Annotated in this window: 16 protein-coding genes; 12 read left to right on the plus strand and 4 right to left on the minus strand. The window is 44.5% G+C overall.

Features of this window, described 5'->3' with window-relative positions; all coding sequences use genetic code 11:
- Positions 1–414: 414 nt before the first annotated feature.
- The 4 genes from glnA (at position 415) to glnG (ending at position 5,147) form a co-directional block, all read left to right on the plus strand.
- Positions 415–1,824, plus strand: a complete 1,410-nt coding sequence (gene glnA / locus V7R35_RS05705) for a glutamate--ammonia ligase (RefSeq protein ID WP_334013749.1) — start codon at positions 415–417, stop codon at positions 1,822–1,824.
- Positions 1,825–1,926: 102 nt separating this feature from the next.
- Positions 1,927–2,532 carry a DUF4124 domain-containing protein gene (locus tag V7R35_RS05710; RefSeq protein WP_334013750.1) on the plus strand — a complete coding sequence of 202 codons (606 nt, stop codon included), beginning with the start codon at positions 1,927–1,929 and terminating at the stop codon, positions 2,530–2,532.
- Positions 2,533–2,662: 130 nt separating this feature from the next.
- A complete protein-coding gene (glnL, locus tag V7R35_RS05715; protein WP_334013751.1) occupies positions 2,663–3,748 on the plus strand; it encodes a nitrogen regulation protein NR(II) in 1,086 nt (361 codons plus the stop codon).
- The gene (glnG, locus tag V7R35_RS05720; protein WP_334013752.1) at positions 3,738–5,147 is read left to right on the plus strand and encodes a nitrogen regulation protein NR(I); all 1,410 of its coding nucleotides are present in this window, start codon (positions 3,738–3,740) and stop codon (positions 5,145–5,147) included. The genes glnL and glnG overlap by 11 nt, the downstream gene beginning before the upstream one ends.
- A 132-nt stretch (positions 5,148–5,279) precedes the next feature.
- On the opposite strand, the gene V7R35_RS05725 is transcribed toward glnG, so the two are convergent.
- A complete protein-coding gene (locus tag V7R35_RS05725; RefSeq protein ID WP_334013753.1) occupies positions 5,280–6,419 on the minus strand; it encodes an HD-GYP domain-containing protein in 1,140 nt (379 codons plus the stop codon).
- A gap of 255 nt (positions 6,420–6,674) precedes the next feature.
- On the opposite strand from V7R35_RS05725, the gene V7R35_RS05730 reads away from it, so the two are divergent.
- From V7R35_RS05730 to V7R35_RS05755, 6 genes are all read left to right on the plus strand, one after another.
- Positions 6,675–7,400 (plus strand): 1-acylglycerol-3-phosphate O-acyltransferase, encoded by a 726-nt coding sequence (locus V7R35_RS05730; RefSeq protein WP_334013754.1) that lies wholly within the window; start codon positions 6,675–6,677, stop codon positions 7,398–7,400.
- Between the two features lie 32 nt (positions 7,401–7,432).
- Complete coding sequence (gene rraB, locus V7R35_RS05735) at positions 7,433–7,831, plus strand: ribonuclease E inhibitor RraB (protein WP_334013755.1); 399 nt, start codon at positions 7,433–7,435, stop codon at positions 7,829–7,831.
- A 121-nt stretch (positions 7,832–7,952) separates the two neighbouring features.
- On the plus strand, positions 7,953–8,741 hold the full coding sequence (locus V7R35_RS05740) for a choice-of-anchor H family protein (protein ID WP_334013756.1): 789 nt from the start codon (positions 7,953–7,955) through the stop codon (positions 8,739–8,741).
- Between the two features lie 188 nt (positions 8,742–8,929).
- The gene (locus V7R35_RS05745) at positions 8,930–10,213 is read left to right on the plus strand and encodes an ABC transporter substrate-binding protein (protein ID WP_334013757.1); all 1,284 of its coding nucleotides are present in this window, start codon (positions 8,930–8,932) and stop codon (positions 10,211–10,213) included.
- Positions 10,214–10,271: 58 nt separating this feature from the next.
- On the plus strand, positions 10,272–12,935 hold the full coding sequence (locus V7R35_RS05750; protein ID WP_334013758.1) for a hybrid sensor histidine kinase/response regulator: 2,664 nt from the start codon (positions 10,272–10,274) through the stop codon (positions 12,933–12,935).
- 202 nt (positions 12,936–13,137) lie between these two features.
- Positions 13,138–14,310 carry a GGDEF domain-containing protein gene (locus V7R35_RS05755; protein ID WP_334013759.1) on the plus strand — a complete coding sequence of 391 codons (1,173 nt, stop codon included), beginning with the start codon at positions 13,138–13,140 and terminating at the stop codon, positions 14,308–14,310.
- A 104-nt stretch (positions 14,311–14,414) separates the two neighbouring features.
- Here the strand turns inward: V7R35_RS05755 and V7R35_RS05760 are convergent, their stop codons facing one another.
- From V7R35_RS05760 to pepA, 3 genes are read right to left on the minus strand one after another with little or no spacing between them, the layout of a single operon-like run.
- Entirely contained in the window at positions 14,415–17,189 is a 2,775-nt protein-coding gene (locus V7R35_RS05760; RefSeq protein WP_334013760.1) for a valine--tRNA ligase, read from the minus strand.
- Positions 17,190–17,224: 35 nt separating this feature from the next.
- On the minus strand, positions 17,225–17,647 hold the full coding sequence (locus V7R35_RS05765; RefSeq protein ID WP_334013761.1) for a DNA polymerase III subunit chi: 423 nt from the start codon (positions 17,645–17,647) through the stop codon (positions 17,225–17,227).
- Positions 17,648–17,653: 6 nt separating this feature from the next.
- Positions 17,654–19,159 carry a leucyl aminopeptidase gene (gene pepA, locus V7R35_RS05770; protein WP_334013816.1) on the minus strand — a complete coding sequence of 502 codons (1,506 nt, stop codon included), beginning with the start codon at positions 19,157–19,159 and terminating at the stop codon, positions 17,654–17,656.
- 262 nt (positions 19,160–19,421) lie between these two features.
- On the opposite strand from pepA, the gene lptF reads away from it, so the two are divergent.
- On the plus strand, positions 19,422–20,534 hold the full coding sequence (lptF, locus tag V7R35_RS05775; protein ID WP_334013762.1) for an LPS export ABC transporter permease LptF: 1,113 nt from the start codon (positions 19,422–19,424) through the stop codon (positions 20,532–20,534).
- The gene (gene lptG, locus V7R35_RS05780; RefSeq protein WP_334013763.1) at positions 20,535–21,596 is read left to right on the plus strand and encodes an LPS export ABC transporter permease LptG; all 1,062 of its coding nucleotides are present in this window, start codon (positions 20,535–20,537) and stop codon (positions 21,594–21,596) included.
- The last annotated feature ends 43 nt before the right edge of the window (positions 21,597–21,639 follow it).

Genomic DNA, 21,639 nt, shown 5'->3' on the forward strand with positions numbered 1-21,639 from the left:
GCACGAGATTTGTTGCAAAAAAATGCAGATAGAAAAATTTGCGCGGATTGTACAGAAAAAACACGGCATTTGCGCATCTTTTTTTGATCCCAAACGAAATAAAGTTATCGCTATTATTCTAGACCCTCTCTTATCACGATGATTGCCCAAATTAATTACAAGCCAAAAACCGATTTGGGTGGTAAGTGTACAAAAAGTCATCTAGGCTAATGATCAACAATTCGCAACTATTGAACCATTTTGGCGCACTTGCGCACCAAAATGGTGCGCAACACTTTACTAGAGAGTGATTTGCCCTGCCCTATGCCGCAGAAAACGGTATGCATATAGATGGCATGATAATCGCTTTCACTTTTTTCACTGTTGGGGTGAAGCTGATCATTCCGCATTTTTACATTAAACCTGGAGGACACGATGTCAGTAGAAAAGGCATTAGAGCTGATTAAAGAAAGTGAAGCGAAGTTTGTAGATTTACGTTTTACCGATACAAAAGGTAAAGAGCAACACGTATCAATTCCTGCTAGCCAAGTTGACGAAGATTTCTTCGAAGAAGGAAAAATGTTTGACGGCTCTTCAATTGCTGGTTGGAAGGGCATTAACGAGTCTGACATGGTACTTCTTCCAGATGCAGCAAGCGCTGTAGTAGACCCGTTTGCAGAGGAAACTCAAGTAAACATTCGCTGTGACATCGTAGAGCCTTCAACGATGGAAGGTTACGAGCGTGACCCACGTTCTGTTGCACGTCGCGCAGAAGAATACCTTAAGTCTACAGGTATCGGCGACACATGTTTCTTCGGTCCTGAGCCAGAGTTCTTCCTTTTTGACGACGTTCGTTTCCATACTGACATGGCTGGTTCTTTCTACAAAATCGACTCATCAGAAGCGAAGTGGAATTCAGGCGAAGAGTTTGAAGGCGGCAACATGGCGCACCGTCCAGGTGTGAAAGGCGGCTACTTCCCAGTACCTCCAGTAGATTCTGCACACGATATTCGTGCTGCTATGTGTCTTGTTATGGAAGAGATGGGCCTTGTAATTGAAGCGCACCACCACGAAGTTGCTACTGCTGGCCAGAACGAAATTGCATGTCAATTCAACACGCTGGTTAACAAAGCTGACGAAATCCAAATTTACAAGTATGTTGTTCACAACGTTGCACACGCATACGGCCAAACAGCTACGTTTATGCCTAAGCCACTTGTAGGCGACAACGGTTCTGGTATGCACTGTCACCAATCAATTTCTAAAGATGGCGTTAACATCTTTGCTGGCGACAAGTATGCTGGTCTTTCTGAAGAAGCGCTTTACTACATTGGTGGTATCATTAAGCACGCGCGCGCAATTAACGCATTTGCTAACGCTTCAACAAACTCTTACAAGCGTCTTGTACCAGGCTTCGAAGCACCAGTTATGCTTGCTTACTCTGCACGTAACCGTTCTGCTTCAATCCGTATCCCTCACGTTACTAGTGATAAAGCGCGCCGTATCGAAGTTCGTTTCCCTGACCCAACAGCTAACCCATACCTAGCATTTACTGCAATGCTTATGGCTGGTCTTGACGGAATTAAGAACAAGATCCACCCTGGCGACGCAATGGATAAAGACTTGTACGACCTACCTGCTGAAGAAGCGGCGGAAATTCCAACGGTTGCAAGCTCGCTAGAAATGGCGCTTGAAGCACTTGATAACGACCGTGACTTCCTTAAAGCGGGTGGCGTTATGACTGACGACATGATTGATGCATATATCAACCTTAAGTCTGAAGAAGTGACTACTCTTAACATGACTACTCACCCAGTTGAGTTCGACATGTACTACAGCGTTTAATTTACGCGGTATTAAGAAACATACGAAAGCCCGCCTAGCGGGCTTTTTTTATGCCTAGCGATTATCTACTATGTTGTAATGGGCATGATAGAGGTAAATCTGGTGCTAAATAAAAAACAACTACTTTCGCTGTTACTTTCACTAGGTGTTCTGTGTTGCAATGTATCCTTAGCGCAAACTACGCAGACTACGCAAAACGAAAATAGTGGAACCAAAGCCACTGAAAGCAAAGCCCAAAACACAGCGGGCAACAAAGCTATATACAAAATAGTGAATAGCGACGGCACCGTAACCTATACCGATAAGCCCGCATCACAAGCACAGCCTATGGCATTCGATGACAAAACGTTAAACGTAGTGAATGCAGCAAAAGCGCCTGTGCTGCCGCCACCAGCACCTAACAAAGCAAAACCACAATATCGCGTTTCCATTGTTAGCCCTCAGCCAGAAGCGACAGTTCGTAACAACTTAGGCGAAGTAACGATATCCGCAAAACAAACTGGCACGCCTAAAGCTCCGCTTTTTAGATTAGTGTTTGACGGTGCACCATACAAAAGCAATTCATCAGGCTTGTTTAAGCTTGAAGGTATACATCGTGGTGCACACACGTTCAAAATTGAACTTACCGACAATACGGGCAAGACTCTTGCATCGTCTCCTACTCAAACCCTTTACCTTCATCAGGCATCGGCGTTAATTAATAACTAATAGCGTGCAACACCAGCGCCGAAGGCGCACCATGGCAGTTCAGTCACATTAAATAAATAGGCTGTTTTGTCGCGATTCGAAGGATTGCACGCTACAATGCACAATATTGGTGCAAAGGAGATAAACTCGGATGCAATCCACCGAGTTAGACACATTACAACTTATCAATAGCCTTAATACCGCGCTGGTAATGGTAGACAGCAAGCTGGTGATTGTTTACGCCAATCATGCTGGTGAAGCGCTGTTTGAAACGGGGCGCAAACAGCTTGTCGGACATCCTCTACCTGAATTCTTCTTACCTGGCACTATTGAAACAACGCGTTTGAAAGCCGCTATCCGCAAAGGTGAAGATTTCACAGAAAACGAAATTAAATTAGCCTTTAGAGATAATCGCTATGTATCTGCCGATTTAACCGTTACCAATATTCAAATTGATGGCGCGCCACGGCTTCTGTTTGAAGTAAAGAAAATTGACCAACAAAAGCGTATTTCTCGTGAGAATTTACAAAACGCACAGCACTATGCTGCAAGAGAGTTAGTTCGCGGTTTAGCCCATGAAATTAAGAACCCGCTTGGCGGCATTCGCGGGGCGGCACAGCTTCTTGAAAAAGAACTAAGCGACGAACATAAAGAGTTCACCCGCATGATCATCGAGCAGTCAGACCGTTTACGAAGTTTAGTTGATAGGCTGTTAGGTCCGAACTCTCTACCGCGTTTTGAGTGGAGTAATGTACATCAAGCGCTAGAGAAAGTACGCAGTCTTATGCGCGTAGATTCTGAAAACCCCATTACCATTGTGCGCGACTACGACCCCAGTATTCCGCCTCTCATGCTTGACCCAGACATGATTCAGCAAGCAGTGCTTAATATTGTGCGTAACAGTGTGCAAGCATTGCATGAGAGCAATACGCCATATCCAGAAATTCGGCTAGTGACGCGTATTGAGCGCCAAATGACTATTCAAACCAAACGACACCCCTTGGTAGCAAAAATTAAAATTGTTGATAACGGCCCGGGGATTCCTGCTGAAATCAAAGACACCTTGTTCTATCCCATGGTAACCAGCAAGCAAAACGGCTCTGGTTTAGGGCTATCAATATCACAAACCCTGATTAATCATCACGGCGGTAAAATTGATGTAGATAGCTACCCAGGACACACCGAATTCGTAATTTACATACCAATAAATCGTAAGGAGACAGACGATGACGAATGAATCTGTATGGATCGTCGACGACGATAGTTCAATTCGTTGGGTGCTGCAAAAGGCCTTGCAAGCAGCAAATATTAGTTGTCTTAGCTTTGAGAACCCAGAAGACTTGCTACTACAGCTGCAAAGTGGTCAGGCACCGGAAGTCATTATATCTGACATTCGAATGCCTCAGATGGATGGTATGACGCTTCTTAACGAAGTGCACAGTTCACATCCACTGCTTCCGGTTATCATAATGACCGCGCACAGCGATTTAGACAGTGCAGTAAACGCTTATCAAAAGGGGGCATTTGAATATTTGCCAAAGCCTTTTGATATAGACGAAGCTGTGACTTTAACACAGCGCGCTATTGCGCATGCCCGAGAACAATCTAACGTACCAAAAGTGACGCCAGAAGATGCTGTCACCGAAATCATTGGTGAAGCCCCTGCTATGCAGGAAGTATTTCGCGCGATTGGCCGACTTTCTCGTTCATCAATTAGCGTACTCATTAATGGGCAGTCGGGTACCGGTAAAGAACTAGTAGCTCAAGCACTACATCGACACAGTCCACGCGCTAGCAAACCATTTATTGCGTTGAACATGGCGGCAATCCCCGCCGACTTGGTTGAGTCTGAGCTTTTTGGTCATGAGAAAGGCGCGTTTACCGGAGCACAAGCGGCAAGACAAGGACGCTTTGAACAGGCCGATGGTGGTACCCTATTCTTAGATGAAATTGGTGATATGCCGCTTGATGTACAAACACGTTTGTTACGCGTCTTAGCAGACGGCCAATTTTATCGTGTAGGTGGCCATCAGTCAGTAAGTGTCGACGTTCGGATTATTGCGGCAACACACCAAAATTTAGAACAACGTGTAGCAGACGGTAAATTCCGAGAAGATTTATTTCACCGTTTAAATGTAATTCGAGTACACCTTCCCTCACTTGCAGAGCGTCGAGAAGATATTCCTTTGTTAACCCGCCACTTTTTGCGGCGCGCCGCGAAGGAGCTTGATGTAGAAGCAAAAAGTATTTCAAAAGATGCTGAACGCGTTATGTCTCAACTGCCATGGCCGGGCAACGTTAGGCAACTGGAAAACGTGTGCCGATGGCTAACGGTTATGGCAAGTGGTCAAGAAGTACTACCTAGCGACTTACCGCCTGAAATACACGGCGACAGCAGCGCCCCAAATGTTGCCACACAAGAAGGCGGCTGGCCGGAACTGCTAGCAAGTTGGACCGACCAACAGCTACGCGATGGTAACCACAATATATTGAATGATGCTATGCACACCTTTGAACGCATAATGCTTGAGCGTGCTTTGCAACACACTCACGGCCATAAGCAGGATGCAGCAAAACGCTTAGGATGGGGAAGGAACACGCTGACCCGTAAGTTGAAGGAACTGGGAGTTAGCTAACGTTAAGTAACGTCACGTCATATAGGTAGCGTGAATTTACCGTCCAACAAAAAAGGCAGGCTCATAATAAGCACTGCCTTTTTTTTATGATTGTTAAAAAGCGTTATTCGCTTTCAAGCTCAAATCAGGTATTTAAGGCCCTTTCGTTAATAGCACAGTCATCGCTTTGTTGAAGGTGCGCACCCATTTCATACTGAATTGTCCTTTCGCAATCTTATTAATGCGAAGAACGGCGTCTTTCTTTGACAATACGTTGTCTTGATTATGGGCCCTTGGATGGGTCATAGCGTCGTAGGTATCAACAATGGCTAATAGCTTTGCCCCTTCGCATATATCGTCCTCTTTAATGCCAAGGGGGTAGCCTGTACCGTCTGTTCTTTCATGGTGTTGCATCACTATTTTGCGTGCAACATCCCACTGATCTAAATGCTCTAATAATCGTGCACTCTTATACACGTGAGAACGCATCAAGTTGAACTCTATTTCCGTTAATTCCTCGCCCTTATGCAGCAGCTTTAATGGCATAAAAGCCATACCGAAGTCGTGCACGTAACTAGCCACAGCAAGCTGATCTTCATCAATGGGCTTTTCAGCTACATCGTTAATATACATAGCCAACTTTGCTATACGATCGCCCCTGCCCTGCCAGTAGTCAGAGCGGCGTTCAATGGTTTGCATAAGGTCGCGAAAGAACAAGATGTCTTGCTTCTTCTCGCTGCTAATATATTTTGGAATACCTGTAGCTGAAATTTTAGGCGGTTTTATTTGAACACTATCAGGGTCGTCATCGTCAACAACCACGTCCAGCGCCGGATTTAGCAATAATACCGCTTCGGTTAAGCGTTTTTCGTGCTCTGCGCTGTTATCAGGGGAAATTCGGCTTATTGCAAGCACCAACTGACCATGTAAATTATCGTCATACTCCGCTTTGCCATTGCTCATCACGCTTTCGACAAACGCTTTAACTCTATCCATGGTAAGCAATACCAAGTCACTCATTGTGCTGGTGTACGCCACTTGGCCTTTACGTAGATAATCCAGCAAGTCTTCAACATGCTGTAAAAGCGGGATCATAGGCGAAAAATTAACTAGCCCAAGATCACCTTTTATAGTGTGTATTGAACGGAATAATGCCCGCTGAAGCTCGTTGTCTTCCGGGCGAAGCTCTAGTTCTATCAGCGTCTGCTCGCTTGACTCATAAAGCTCGTTTATCTCCTCCATTAAATCGGCAAGAATATCTTCTTCTAAGTCGTCTGGAGTAAATGTTTGCATACAAATTACCGAGTTAATATCCGTTTAGGCTTTTTATAAGTGTAATGGGGTATCGGCAAAATTTCCTCATACTAAAGAAGATAAAGTGGCGTAGCCCATTAAAAACTTCTTATTTATTCACCACTTTGTTTTAAAATTCAGCAAGCGCATTTGCAAACCTTGCGATAATCAATTCATTGCTACAAAAACTCATCGGACAAGTGTACGCTGAAACTTCAACTATACTGCGCGCGTCATTTATATCTAGGAGTTGTTTTGATAGCTTTATTCCGCGTTCCCGCTCTTTTTATTGCCTTTTTACTTATCAATATAGCGCTTTACGTGGTGTGTCTTTTACGCCCGTTTCACCGAGACAACGTGCATATTGCTGGGCAAATGTATTCGTTAATGGCAAAAGTGGTTGGATTGAAAATAGTCATCAGAAAAGACCCTGCCGTTAAAGACAATGAGCCCTATGTATTCATTGCGAATCATCAAAATAGCTTTGACGTTATTACGATATGTAAAGCTGCTCTGCCCGGCGTGGTCACTATCGGTAAGAAAAGCCTTATCTGGATCCCTATTTTCGGCCAAATTTATTGGCTGTCAGGTAACATTTTAATAGATAGAAAAAACTCTGGGAAAGCCCGAAATACGCTGGATATCGCAGCCAATAAAATAGCTAAAAAGAAAACATCGGTATGGCTATTTCCCGAGGGCACACGTAGCTATGGGCGCGGTATATTGCCGTTCAAACAAGGCGCGTTTCGACTAGCAAAAACCACAAACGAGCCTATTGTCATGGTAACGGCCAGTAATCTTCACAAAAAAGTAAAATGGAACCGCTGGAACAACGGCACATTGCTTATCGACATTTCAGCGCCAGTACCTTTGAATGATGGTCGCGATGTAAAAGAATGGATGGCGCATTTCAACGAACAAATGAAACAAAAGTTTGATGAACTGAATGCACAGGTCGATGAACTGGAAAAAAGCAGGTAAACTTGCCGCAAATTTTACAGTGAGTGTTAATTATGAACCAGTTTGATGAAAGAGAAGAGTGGTACGAGTTTAACCAAGAAACCATAGATGCCCTCTTAGAAGACGGTAGCCAAGCCGATGCTGATTACACTATTGAACACCATTTCGCCAGCACCGACTTTGACGTATTAGAAAAAGCTGCTGTAGATGCTTTTAAGGCAGGTTTTGAAGTAACTGATGCCGAAGAGCTGATGCTTGATGATGGTGAAACTATTTTTTGTTTTGATGCCGTTGTTGAACGCAAACTCGATATTGAAAAACTGAATGCCGATTCTGACACACTTTTGAAAATCGCAGATAAACACGACGTTACCTACGACGGATGGGGAACGTACTTCGAACCACGTGAAGACGGCGATTTTGAACAAGACGGTGACTTTTTAGACGACTAATTAGCCTCTTTCTAGGCCCTCAATAACACTTAATAATTCGCGTTAAGTAACGCTTCAGGTTTTGTTCATCTTTTTCCATCGACAATGACACTGTCATAACCGATTGGAAAAGGATGCACAAATGAACATACCCACTTTCTCTTTCGCTACATTTACTGCACTTGCATTCATTCAAGTGTTTACGCCAAACAGCGTATATGCCGATACGAGCGAGCGCACAATTGCGGTTGAATCGAATGAATTTCGTTACGATAAGCCCTTTTCACCAGAACCATCTTCTACGGTTACAGAAAATTCACGTACTCAGGCCAAGCTGACCGCTATAGAAAAAGGTTCGCAAAACGTAAAACTGAACAAACAACAGCGCCAACAAAAACACATTGGCACCGTTAAAAATGCGCGTGAAACAACAATTAGCAGCATTAATGAATTTTGGATTTACGAAAGCTTTGTCACGCTAGACAACGATATAGATTACGACGGCTACCATTCTACGTTTTCTTTTGAATTCGACGCAGACACTATTTTCACCAGCGCCCCAGTCTATGCTGTACTGTATATAGGTAACAACGGACTTTACGATGCTATTCACGTTTCATCAGAGTTTTTTATCTACGGTGAAGACGCCACCGATAGCTTTACCATTGAAAGTACGTTGGTATCTGGCTTCCCAACAAACGACTACGACTTACTGCTAGAGCTTTACGACGCTGATACAGAAGCATTAGTAGCGTTTACCGATGGAAACGATGATGTAGCCCTCACGCTGCTTCCACTTGAAAGTAGAAATAACGAATATGTGGTAGAAGAAACGGTCGTTATTGTTGAGGAACATGGCGGTAGCTGGTCGTTCTTGTCATTGCTTTTCATTCTTGGCGGTGTGGTATATAGAGCCACAAAAAAACACTAGCATTTACTGACTTTCATCAAAAGCGTTTGGGTTCAGTAAACTTCATTACTTACCCAAACGCGCTCTATTTATAACGTCCAATTTCACAAACACTTTCTTATTTTCACAAATAAATTAACTTTATTTGGTATAAGTGCATTTAACTGCCAAAATGATGTAAAGACTTGGTTTGCCACGGATTCGAGTTAATGCAAAATACCACCCAAAAGCATAAATCTGCATCAACACAGCGACGAACGCTTCTTAAAGGCGGGATGGCTTTTGCACTTACAGCAGGCGTTACACCTTTCGCCATTGGCAAGTCAAAACCAACGTTGCGCGTGTTAGGCACACACGTAACGTTACAAGAATCATTACGCCAGCGCGCCATGGAAGATTTAGGCATTAACATTACTTTTGAACCAGGTGGCAGCGCTACAGTACTTCAAAAAGCGTCAATGAACCCATCGTCTTTCGACTTATATGAACAGTGGTCGAACAGTATTAATGTGTTGTGGCAAGCGCAGGCCATTCAGCCCATTGAAAAAAAGCGATTACAGTATTGGGACGAGGTGAATAACCTGTGTAAGACGGGAAAGTTAACAGAAAACGCAAGAATGGGAGCAGGAGATGCACCCCATAAAATCATAAATGTACAAGAAGATGGCACACTTGGTGAACGGCACACGGGTGAAATTAGCTTTTTGCCCTATGTACATAATGTTGATTCCTTTGGGTATAACCGAAACCATTTACCTAATGAGCTTCAAGGTCAGGAAGAAAGCTGGGGATGGCTGTTAGACAGTCGCTATTCAGGGAAAGTTGCCATAGTTAACGACCCTACCATCGGGCTTTTCGACCTTGCGTTAGCTGCTGAAGCAAAAGGGTTTATACGCTTCAATGACATAGGTGCCATGACCGAAGACGAACTCGATGACCTTTTTAATTTGCTTATCGAGCTTAGCCAACTCAATCACTTCAGCGGTTTTTGGACTTCGGTACCTGAATCTGTGCAATTTATGAAAAGCGGTAGAGCAACCATAGAGAGTATGTTCTCTCCCGCTGTTTCTGCACTCAATGGGCAAAATATTCCCGTCACTTTTGCCGCCCCAAAAGAAGGGTATAGAGGTTGGCATGGTGTTATGTGCTTGTCGTCGGCAAGCCAAGGGCGCAATAAAGACGTGGCCTATGAATACATGAACTGGTGGCTATCTGGTTGGCCTGGCGCGTTTATTGCGCGACAGGGATATTATATTTCGAACCCTCAACGTTCCGCATCATACCTATCAGAAGCCGAGTGGAACTACTGGTATAAAGGAAAAGTAGCGTCTGAGTCACTTAAAGGTACTGACGGGAAAATAAGTGTCGAAAAAGGGTCACAGCGTACTGGTGGTAGCTACGAGCAGAGATTTAGTAACGTGGCCGTATGGAACACCGTTATGCCAACCTATGCGTATAGCCTTCAAAAGTGGTATGAATTTATTACTTCTTAAATTACAGTGTGTTAGCACACAACAACCTCTTTGAATAATAAAGGCAAACAAAACCAGTATGTTCTCATCAATACGTGCACAACTTATTTCTGTATTAGTTGCATTAATTGCGTTAATTCTTATACAAGGCTACGTTGCGCGTGAAAATCAGGATATTTTGAATACTGGTGTTGCTTCAGCCTCTAAAACCGTTATTGAAGTTGGGCTGGTAAAAGAGCTTGAGCGCGACGTTATAGACTTACAGCGAAACGTTCTGATTTTCAAAGAAAATGCGAGTAAATCTGCAATTACACGATTTTCGCGTTTAATGGTAAGCATTAATGAAAAGCTGGACAGATTAGCCGGTGATGGCTCATCTGTCAGTATTAGTAACGACGACTACATTCTTACGCGTATGCGGGAGCATTTAAGCTCTTACCAAGAAAATTTCACTCAGGTGGTCGATGCGCGCTCAGAGCGAGACAATTTAGTAACGGCAGGTTCACTGTCTGATATTACTCAGCTAGAAGCTTTACTAAGGAAAAGTACTGAGAAAGGTTTAGTTCAACAGAAAGACGCAAACGAAGCGTTAGCCCATTTACTTAAAGCAGAAAACACCATGCTTAAGTATTTTGCGAAACCCGATGTTGTGCTTATTCGTTCATTCAATGCAGCAATTGACGCCTTTCTTGAAATGTCGTTATCAAGCGACCTTACAACACAGCGCTCTCTTGAAGGGTTAGCTATTGCTTCTAAAACCGGTTTTCTCAAGCTTACACAAATCACGCAGGGAAATTTATTTTTAGTTAATGTGGTTATGGCGGGCTCTGCAAACGAATTTCTTTATCTTAGCGGCGAGCTTGCTAACAAAGTGTCGGCAAATTCCGAAGAAGTCACCAAGCAAACCTACCTACTTGCAGAGCAAACGCAGCGAAACGGTGAGATTTTTTCTTTTATTGCAATCTTACTTGCACTTATTGCGGCACTTTATTCAATACTACGAATTTTGGAGCCTATACGGTCGATAACCGAGGTATTCAACAAGCTGTCAGAAGGCGTACAAATTGACAATATTCCAGCCAGCACTCGTAAGGACGAGATTGGTAAACTGGCCAAGGCAGCATTGGTTTTCAGTGACAAAAACCGTCAAACCGAGAAATTGCTAATTGAAGCTCAAAACATGAATACGCAATTAGAGGACTTGAATAAAGCGCTTACTGAGTCGAAGATTAAGGCAGAACAGGCCACTGCCTCTAAGAGTATATTTCTGGCCAATATGAGCCATGAAATTCGTACACCGATGAATGGTATCACGGGCTTAATCGAACTGGCTCAACAGCATGACGTATCGCCTACCGTTAGAGGTTATTTAGATAAGGCAGCTTACTCTGGCCAGATATTGCTGAGTGTAATCAACGATATTTTAGACTTCTCGAAAATTGAAGCAGGCAAACTGAAAATTGAAGAAGTCAGCTTCTCACTTCACTCGCTGTTCGACAACCTAATTGCTGTTATTGCTTTAAGAGCTAAAGAAAAGAACCTTTCGGTGCGGTTTATAGTAAACCCCAAAATACCACCTAAAGTGATTGGCGATCCTCTGCGTATTGCGCAAATAATTATGAATATAGGCAACAATGCGGTGAAATTTACCGAGCAAGGGCAAATTTATATCGAGTTCGACGGCGAAGTTTCAGAGCCTGGAAATTTACTGCAGCTAACCATGAAAATAAAAGACTCGGGCATTGGCATGAGCGAATCACAGTTAAATAAAATTTTTAACCCATTTACTCAAGCAGACGGTTCAACCAACAGAAAGTACGGCGGTACAGGATTGGGCCTCGCCATTGTAAACCAGCTAACCGAACTGATGAGCGGAACGATAAATGCCACTTCCACTCAGGGAAAAGGCAGTACGTTTACTGTGTCGCTGCCACTTAAAACCTTCAAACGTCAAAGTGGCGTGCTAGAGTCGCTTACAGGCATGCCCAAACGAAGCATTTACGTTACCAGTTCACCGCTTATTCCCGACGCCTATTGTGAACAAATTAATATTTCAGCGGCCTCCCATAGGTCAATTACTGAAGCAAAGGCAATTGCAAGTTTACCCACACATATCATTATCGATGTGCCAGATTTCAGCGTATTCAGAGAACACATTCAGTGGTTTAAGCATTTGCTTAAGAACGGGCACTCGGTTGGTTTGGTAATGGAAACAGCAGGTGACGCACTTTTGGCCAAATACGATTCGCTGTGGCACGGCCCGTTCATCATGCACCCGTTTACACCGGCGCAATTCGAAAGCTTCATAAACAACGTTGTTCATGGAGGCACTGAGAATGACACAGTTAAACCTAAAGAAACGCATCATAATGTTGCATTAGAAGGTCACGTATTACTTGTTGAAGATAATAATATTAACCAGTTAGTAACTGGCGAAATGCTTACTAATTTGGGGCTTACTTTTGATATCGCCGAGGATGGGAAGCAAGCCGTGCAAAAAATGGAAAACGCCCCGCATTACGACCTGATTTTAATGGATGTTCAGATGCCGGTAATGGATGGTTTTGATGCGACAACAAAACTTCGAGAAAACGGCTTTACCCAAATTCCTATAATTGGCCTGTCTGCCAATGCCATGAAAGAGGATAAGCAGAATGCTATTAATTCGGGTATGAATGATTATTTAACTAAACCTATTAAGCAGAAATCGCTCATTGCAATTTTAAGTAAATTTTTAACTTAGCGTTAACATTCTAAAATTATTATATAAAGAAGAAAATACTCGCTTTTTACAGAAAGTTAGGTGGTCTTAGCTCAAAATGCGCCAACACCATTGGTATATTAAAAAGTACTTAGTTATTTAAAATAATACCTTTATCATTACGTAAATTTTATTTTTCACGCCATTATTATTACTACTTTTGTCTAATTTTGTTGGCGTAAAGATGACAAATTCCGTTTTAATCGTTCTGCTTCTATCGCTTGCTATTAATATTACGGTTGGCGGCTATTTTCGCATCTTGGCGAAAAACCAATACGAGCCTGTTGCGTTTAACTTTTGGGCGTCTTCGTGTTTCGTTTATTGCTTAGGATTGCTTGGCAGTGCGCTTGCTATATCAGCGCCAGGCATAAGTGCCCTTGGCGCAGTTGCAGGCCTTCTTTACTTAACAGCTAGTTTTCTGCTGCTTCATGGCTTTTTAAGTTTTAACATTCAATGTGTTCGTTCTACCGTTAAACGCACGGGAAATCGCGTTTTTGTATTCGCAGTTCTCTTTATAGTTGGGGTGTCTTGGTATCCCGATTTGGTCGAACCGGCTACCTCCTTTTTTATTGCGCTAATGTTCTTGTTTTGCTTTCAGAGCTTTCAATCGCAGCAATGGAAAACCATTCAGGGTGTTTCTGTACTACTGCGGGGCATATTATTTATTCATTTTATTATTATGATGGCACGGGCAGGACTGACCACAGGCGCGACTCATTACGGCTTAGCCTCTAACTTACAGCTTTTCATTACGATTTGTGTTGGGCTACATGTCCTTCTTTGCTTGGCAACTTCCGCACTACTTCCATTTATTATTTTGTCAAAAGAAAAAGGCGAATGGGAGGCAATGGCAAACTTCGATGAACTTACCGGTGTATTTGGGCGTCGGGCCTTTATACGTACGGTATTGAAAAGATTAAAATCAAAAAGTAGACGCCCATTCACTTTACTGGTTATAGATATCGATTTTTTTAAAGCCATTAACGACAACTACGGGCATCCAGAAGGCGATAAGGTGCTAAAAAGCGTAGCGCAGTGCCTACAAGAACAGTTGCGTGAGGGTGACATTATAGGCCGCTTAGGTGGCGAAGAGTTTGGCGTTATTATTTCTCACCAACAGCCTCATCACGCTTATGCTATTGCCGATAGACTTCGCGAATCAGTATCGGCGCTGTCGATTCTTAGTGGTTCAGAGTCTATTAACGTAACCATTAGCGTTGGCATGTCTTCATCCAATAACGTTGAAGATACCTGGAATACGTTGTTTGATCGTGCCGATAAAGAACTTTACAACGCCAAAAAAGGCGGTAGAAATAAAGTTTCTCCTGAATTTGTTGCAGAGACAAAATTGGCCTAGCGCACAAGACTCAAGTCACACTAGACCACTTAACAACAAAGCATAAAAAAACGCTGCCAAATGGCAGCGTTTTTGTTTTAGCTATTATTGGTAAGTAGAAATGGCTACAGAGCCTGAATAGTCTCGAACTGCTCTTTAAGCTTAGCGAGGGCTTTTTCACCCTCTTCTAACTTAGCACGTTCTTTTTCAATAACCGCTTCAGGCGCATTGCTTACAAACTTCTCGTTTCCTAGCTTGCCACGAGTACGAGAGACATCTTTGTCGATTTTCTCCATGGCTTTAGTGATACGAGCAAGCTCTGCGTCTTTGTCGATAAGCCCTGCCATTGGAATAAGAATTTCCATCTCACCTACAAGCGCTGTCGCACTGGCCGGCGCTTCTTCACCTTCTTTCAATACAGTAACGGTTTCAAGCTTAGAAAGCTTATCTAGGAATGCCTTAGCCGCATCAAGACGACGCGCGTCTTCGTCGCTTACGTTTTTAAGTAGCGCATTAAGCGGTTTGTTTGGCGAGATATCCATTTCACCACGGATATTACGAATACCCACGATAAACTTTTTCACCCACTCAATGTCGGCAAGCACTTTGTTATCTTGTTTCGCTGCATCAACTTCAGGGAATGCCTGAACCATAATGCTTGCGCCCTCTTCTATCTTAAGCGCACTTAGTGGCACAACACGCTGCCAAATAGTGTCGGTGATAAATGGCATAAGCGGGTGCAACAAGCGAAGCAGGCTTTCAAGCACGTTAATAAGCGTATGACGAGTACCACGCTTTTCAGCTTCAGTGCTGGCGTCATTGTTAAGCACAGGTTTAGTAAGCTCTAGATACCAGTCACAGAATTGGTTCCACGTAAACTCGTAAACCGTTTGTGCAGCGATATCGAATCGGTAGTCTTCAAGCGCTTTTTCAAACTCAACCAGCGTTTGTTGGAACTTAGCCCAAATCCAGCGATCGGCCATGCTAAGTACCATTTCGCCACCGTCACGACCTGTATCGTGCTCTTCTGTGTTCATCAATACGAAACGTGATGCGTTCCAAATCTTGTTGCAGAAGTTGCGATAGCCTTCAACACGGGCCATATCAAAGTTGATATCACGGCTGGTTGACGCCATAGCTGCAAAAGTAAAGCGCAGTGCGTCCGTACCGTAAGCTTGAATACCATCAGGGAATTGCTTGCGAGTGCGCTTGGCAATCTTTTCAGCAAGCTGAGGCTGCATCATGCCGGCGGTACGTTTAGTCACAAGCGATTCAATATCAATACCGTCAATCAAATCGATTGGGTCAAGCACATTGCCCTTCGACTTTGACATTTTATCGCCGTTCTCATCGCGGATAAGACCTGTAATGTAGATGTCTTTAAACGGAATTTTGCCCGTGAACTTCTTGGTCATCATGATCATTCTGGCAACCCAGAAGAAAATAATGTCGAAGCCGGTTACTAGCACTGAAGACGGTACAAAGGTTTCTAGATCTGGCGTTTCTTCTGGCCAGCCCATGGTCGCGAACGGCCATAGTGCGCTTGAGAACCACGTATCTAATACATCGTCGTCTTGTGAAAGCGTTACATCACTGCCAAGGCCGTGTTTTTCACGTACATCTTCCTCGGTACGGCCAACAAAAACGTTACCGTTTTCGTCATACCACGCTGGAATGCGGTGTCCCCACCACAGCTGACGCGAAATACACCAATCTTGAATGTTGTGCATCCACTGATAGTACGTCTTGTTCCAGTTCTCTGGCACAAAGCGAATTTCGCCACTTTCAACCGCTTCAATAGCAGGTTTAGCAAGAGACTCAACCGCTACATACCACTGGTCAGTTAGGTATGGTTCAATTACCGCACCGGTTCTGTCGCCGCGTGGCACTTTAAGCTTGTGCGGTTCAATCTTAACCAACGAGCCTTGTGCTTCTAGGTCGGCAACTATTTGCTTACGGGCGTCGAAACGATCTAAACCACGGTACGCTTCTGGGGCATCGTCGTTAATTTTCGCGTCGTCGGTAAGAATATTGATCATAGGTAGGTTATGACGCTTACCCATGTCGTAGTCGTTGAAGTCGTGAGCTGGCGTAATTTTAACGCAACCGGTACCAAATTCTTGGTCTACATAGTCATCGGCAATAACCGGAATTAATCGACCAGTAATAGGCAGCTTAATTTCTTTGCCAATGAAGCTTTGATAACGCTCGTCATCTGGGTGTACTGCAACCGCTGTATCACCAAGCATGGTTTCAGGACGTGTTGTTGCCACTACCAGTTCACCGCTACCATCTGCAAGTGGGTAGCGCATGTGCCACATGTGGCCGTCTTCTTCTTCGTTCAGCACTTCTAGGTCAGACACTGCAGTGTGAAGCACTGGATCCCAGTTAACCAAACGCTTACCGCGGTAAATTAGGCCTTCTTCGTGTAGTTTAACGAATACTTCTGTTACCGCTTTAGACAGGTCTTCGTCCATAGTGAACACTTCGCGCGACCAATCAGGTGAGGTACCTAAACGGCGCATTTGGCCTGTGATCGTACCGCCGCTGTGCTCTTTCCATTCCCAGACTTTTTTGATGAAGTCTTCACGACCTAAATCGTGACGGGTTTTGCCCTGAGCATTAAGCTGACGCTCTACTACCATTTGGGTGGCAATACCGGCGTGGTCGGTACCTACCTGCCAAAGCGTGTTATCGCCTTTCATACGGTGATAGCGAGTTAAGGCATCCATAATGGTTTGCTGAAAACCATGGCCCATGTGAAGGCTACCAGTAACGTTTGGTGGCGGAAGCAAAATACAATAAGGGTCGCCGTTACCTGAAGCTTTAAATAAACCCGCCTCTTCCCATGACTTGTAGCATTGCTGCTCGATGGACTGCGGTTCGAAGGTTTTATCCATTACACACTCTCAAATTGAAGCTGAACACGAATGGCTTATGCAGATTTGAACTGCATATTACATCCAGCTTGCTGATAGTTTTTGTATCTTACCCGCGCTGCCTGTTTGGCATTTTCATCCACGGGTACAAAATCGATAATTTGGCGATGCTGATTGGGTGAAGGCACCATACCTGAGCCCACATTCACCACCATTTGTCGTCTGGCAACCTGTTGCGGTTGCCAACAAATTTCCACCGGCGTCCCCGTTTGCGGCCCCTCACCATAGAGGTTATGGGGAACAAAGCGGTTTGACGGTAGCTGCCACAACAATTCATCAACTTGTTCAGCTTGCGCCTGTGTATCGCAAAGCACGCTAATTTTTTGTTTGTTAGCGTAAGCCGATGCAATCACTTCGCTAGCGCGACCGGCTACGCCATTGTCGCTACTGGAAAGTTGATAAAAAATAACCTGCGGCATGAATAATTAGTCCTCTAGCTTGATGTCAGCGCGGTTCATCAAGAATTGAGACAGCATCGGAACAGGACGCCCTGTTGCGCCCTTATTCTTGCCGCTGCGCCACGCCGTACCGGCAATATCAAGGTGCGCCCAATTGTACTTCTTAGTGAAGCGCGACAAGAAGCAGCCAGCTGTAATTGAGCCTGCCGGACGACCACCTAAGTTAGTCATATCGGCAAACGGACTCTCTAGTTGCTCTTGATAATCATCCCACAACGGTAAACGCCATGCGCGATCTGAACTTTGCTCTGACGCATTAAGTAGCTCGTGCGCAAGCGGGTTGTGTGTGCTCATTACTGCTGTTGCGTGGTGACCTAGTGCGATAATTGCTGCGCCAGTTAGCGTAGCAACGTCGATAACAAGCTCTGGCTCGTAACGCTCAACGTATGTCAGTGCGTCACAAAGCACTAGGCGGCCTTCTGCGTCGGTATTTAATACTTCAACAGTTTGACCCGACATAGTCGTAAGGATGTCACCCGGACGGTATGCTTTGCCATCAGGCATGTTTTCACAGCCGGCTAACACACCAATAACGTTGATTGGAAGGTTTAGTGCCGCAATGGTGTGCATTGTACCAAGTACACCTGCTGCACCACCCATGTCGTATTTCATTTCATCCATGGCTTCGCCAGGCTTAATTGAAATACCGCCTGAATCGAAGGTTAAGCCCTTACCAACTAGCACAATTGGCGCTTGATCAGCTGGACCACCACGGTGATGCATAATGCTCATCATGCTTTCGTTATCTGAACCACGACCAACAGCAAGGTAAGACTGCATACCTAGCTCTGCCATTTGCGTTTCATCTACTACTTCAGCTGTAACACTGTCGTACTGGCTGGCAAGTTCTTGCGCCTGCTGCCATAGATATGCTGGATTACAGATATTTGGCGGCATGTTAGCCACGTCTTTCGTTACTTTTGAACCACGAGCTACAGCCAAGCCATGCTCCACCGCGCGCTCACCCACGGTAAGTTCGCGACGTGTTGGTACATTGAATACAATTTTGCGAAGCGGACGACGAGGCTCACCTTTTTTAGTCTTAAGCTGCATAAAGGTGTAAAGCGTATCTTCAGTGGCTTCTACTGCCTGACGCACTTTCCAGTAGGTATCGCGGCCTTTAACGTGAAGCTCGGTTAAGAAGCACACGGCTTCCATTGAACCGGTTTCATTTAAGGTTTGAATGGTTTTAGCAATGATATTTTTGTACTGACGCTCGTCTAATTCGCGCTCTTTACCACAACCGACAAGAAGCACGCGCTCGCTAAGCACATTCGGCACGTTGTGTAGCAACAACATTTGGCCGGCTTTACCTTCAAGGTCGCCGCGGCGCAACAAATTGCTGATATAACCTTCACTGATTTCGTCTAGTTGTTCAGCCACCGCCGTTAGGCGACGCGGCTCAAAGACACCCACAACAATACATGCACTGCGTTGTTTTTCAGGACTGCCACTTTTTACACTAAACTCCACGATATCACCTCGCTTTTCGTCGTTTATGGTTTGCACGATGACTAAAATCACGTAACGTTTCGCGCTGCTTTATGTTTTAATACACAGCATAACTTTTTAGTACGCTGCAATTCTCGCAAATGCGTTGCTGAATAAAGGCAACTTTTGCGTAAAAACACCATGCAAACGGTTTATGATTGCAGGCAAAACTTGTAAAAACGGTAAGTTTAAACAAAATTGTGCATTCTTTCACTAAAATTCCTAATTTTCCGGAAGGGCTGAGATGCTGATATTCCGCTATTTACTTAAGGAAACGCTGAAATCTCAGTTAGCGATTTTCTTCATCTTAATGGCTATTTTCGTCACATTAAGATTTGTACGCGTATTGGGCGATGCGTCAGACGGTGATATTCCCGCTGGACTGGTTCTTGGTTTTCTTGGTTTGTACGCCCCAATCCTTTCTTCTTTGGTGCTTCCAATTAGCGCATACCTCGGCATTATGTTGGCACACGGCCGCTTGTATGTAGACAGCGAAATGACGGTAATGCGCGCCTGTGGTATCAGTGAGTGGTACGTTACTCGGGTAATGCTGTTTTTATCTGTGTTAATCATGATTGTGACTGGCGCAATAACGCTGTATTTTGCGCCGCTGGCAGCCGAAAATGAATATCAGTTGCGTGAAAAAGCGCGCAGCGAAGCCGGTATTTCAGCATTGATGCCGGGGCGATTCCAACAAACTGGAAACGAAAAAGCCGTTATTTTTGTGCATGACGTAGACACCAACACAGGTAATCAAGACCAGCTGTTGCGCGTATTTTTATCGCAAAACCAAACCGAAGGAAGCGACGGTGATGTTCGTGTGGTTTATGCGCAAACCGGCGAAGTTGCGAATAACCCTGACGGCACCCGAAACTTGGTGCTAAAACAGGGCGTGCAGTATGAAGGAAAGCAGTCTGAAATGGCATACCGTAAGGTTGAGTTTGATGAGTATCAAATTCAGATTGCCGACAAACCGGCAGACGAAACGCGAAGAAAAGTAAGCGTGCTTCCCACTAGTGAACTATGGGAAGACGACAGCATTGAAGCGCGCGCCGAACTTCAATGGCGTATTGCTATTCCGCTATCTATCCCCTTTCTGGTGCTTATTGCCGTACCGCTAAGTGCAGTAGACCCTCGACAAGGACGCTTTGGGAAAATGTTCCCAGCCATTTTGCTTTATCTCGGGTATTTCTTATTACTGCTAGCGAGCAGGCGCGTACTAGAAGACGGCAAAATGCCACCGCAACTTGGGCTTTGGTGGGTGCATACGGTGATGTTAATTATTGGTATAACGTTAATAGCTCGTGATCGAAAAACAGGTACGCTATTTCGTGCTTGGGTATTGGGGAAAAAGTAGATGTTTAAAATCCTCGATTTATACATAGCACGTACCCTATTAGGAACCATTACCGTGACCTTAAGCGTGCTCATTGGCTTAAGCGCCTTGATTAAGTTTGTTGAGCAGCTTCGTAAGATTGGTGAAGGCGACTACGACATGCTTGCCGCTTTCATTTTTGTGATACTTAGCCTACCGAGAGACTTAGAACAATTCTTCCCCATGGCAACATTACTTGGCGGACTAATTGGTATGGGTGTTTTAGCCAGTAACAGTGAATTAGTAGTCATGCAGGCTGCAGGTCTTAGTCGCTGGAACATAATCAATTCAGCAATGAAGTCTACGCTGGTAATGATTTTGCTAGTTATGGCAGTGGGAGAATGGGTAACCCCCTACAGCGAGACCAAAGCTAAGCAAATTAGAACAGAAGCCATTTCCGGAGGCAGCCTGTTTTCGTCCGACAAGTTGGTTTGGGCTAAAGACGGAGACCGCTTCGTAAGCATTGGTCAGGTACTTAGCCAAGACTCATTGAAAGATGTAAGCATATTCAATTTTAAAAATGACCTGTCACTTGAAAGTATTACCTATGCCAAAACCAGTGAGTTTGATGGTGATGGTTGGTGGCTAAGCGGCGTTGAAGTAACACAGTTTACTGACACGCAGGTAACGCTCGAGGCGTCAGAGCGCATGCGCTGGAACTCAACACTTACACCAGACAAATTAGGTATTGTTGCGGTGAAACCTGAAGCATTGTCTATCACGGGCCTGTTAGATTACGTTAATTACCTTGAGAATAATGCTCAGGACCCATCACGCTATCAGCTTGCTCTATGGCGCAAAATTTTGCAGCCGGTGTCGGTAGGGGTAATGCTGCTGATGGCGCTGTCATTTATTTTCGGGCCGCTGCGCAGCGTTACTATGGGCGCACGCGTAATTATGGGCGTGTTAACCGGGTTTGGTTTCTTTATTCTTAACGAAGTGTTTGGACCCGTGAGCTTGGTGTACCAGCTACCGCCATTCTTAGGCGCATTACTGCCAAGTTTACTTTTCGCAGCGATTGCAGGAGTAATGTTGAGGCGTTGAACATGCTAGCAACATTATTCAAACTCAACAGTCGAAACTAATA

It is taken from the genome of Alteromonas sp. S167 (genome assembly GCF_036864375.1).
Classification (GTDB): Bacteria; Pseudomonadota; Gammaproteobacteria; order Enterobacterales; family Alteromonadaceae; genus Alteromonas.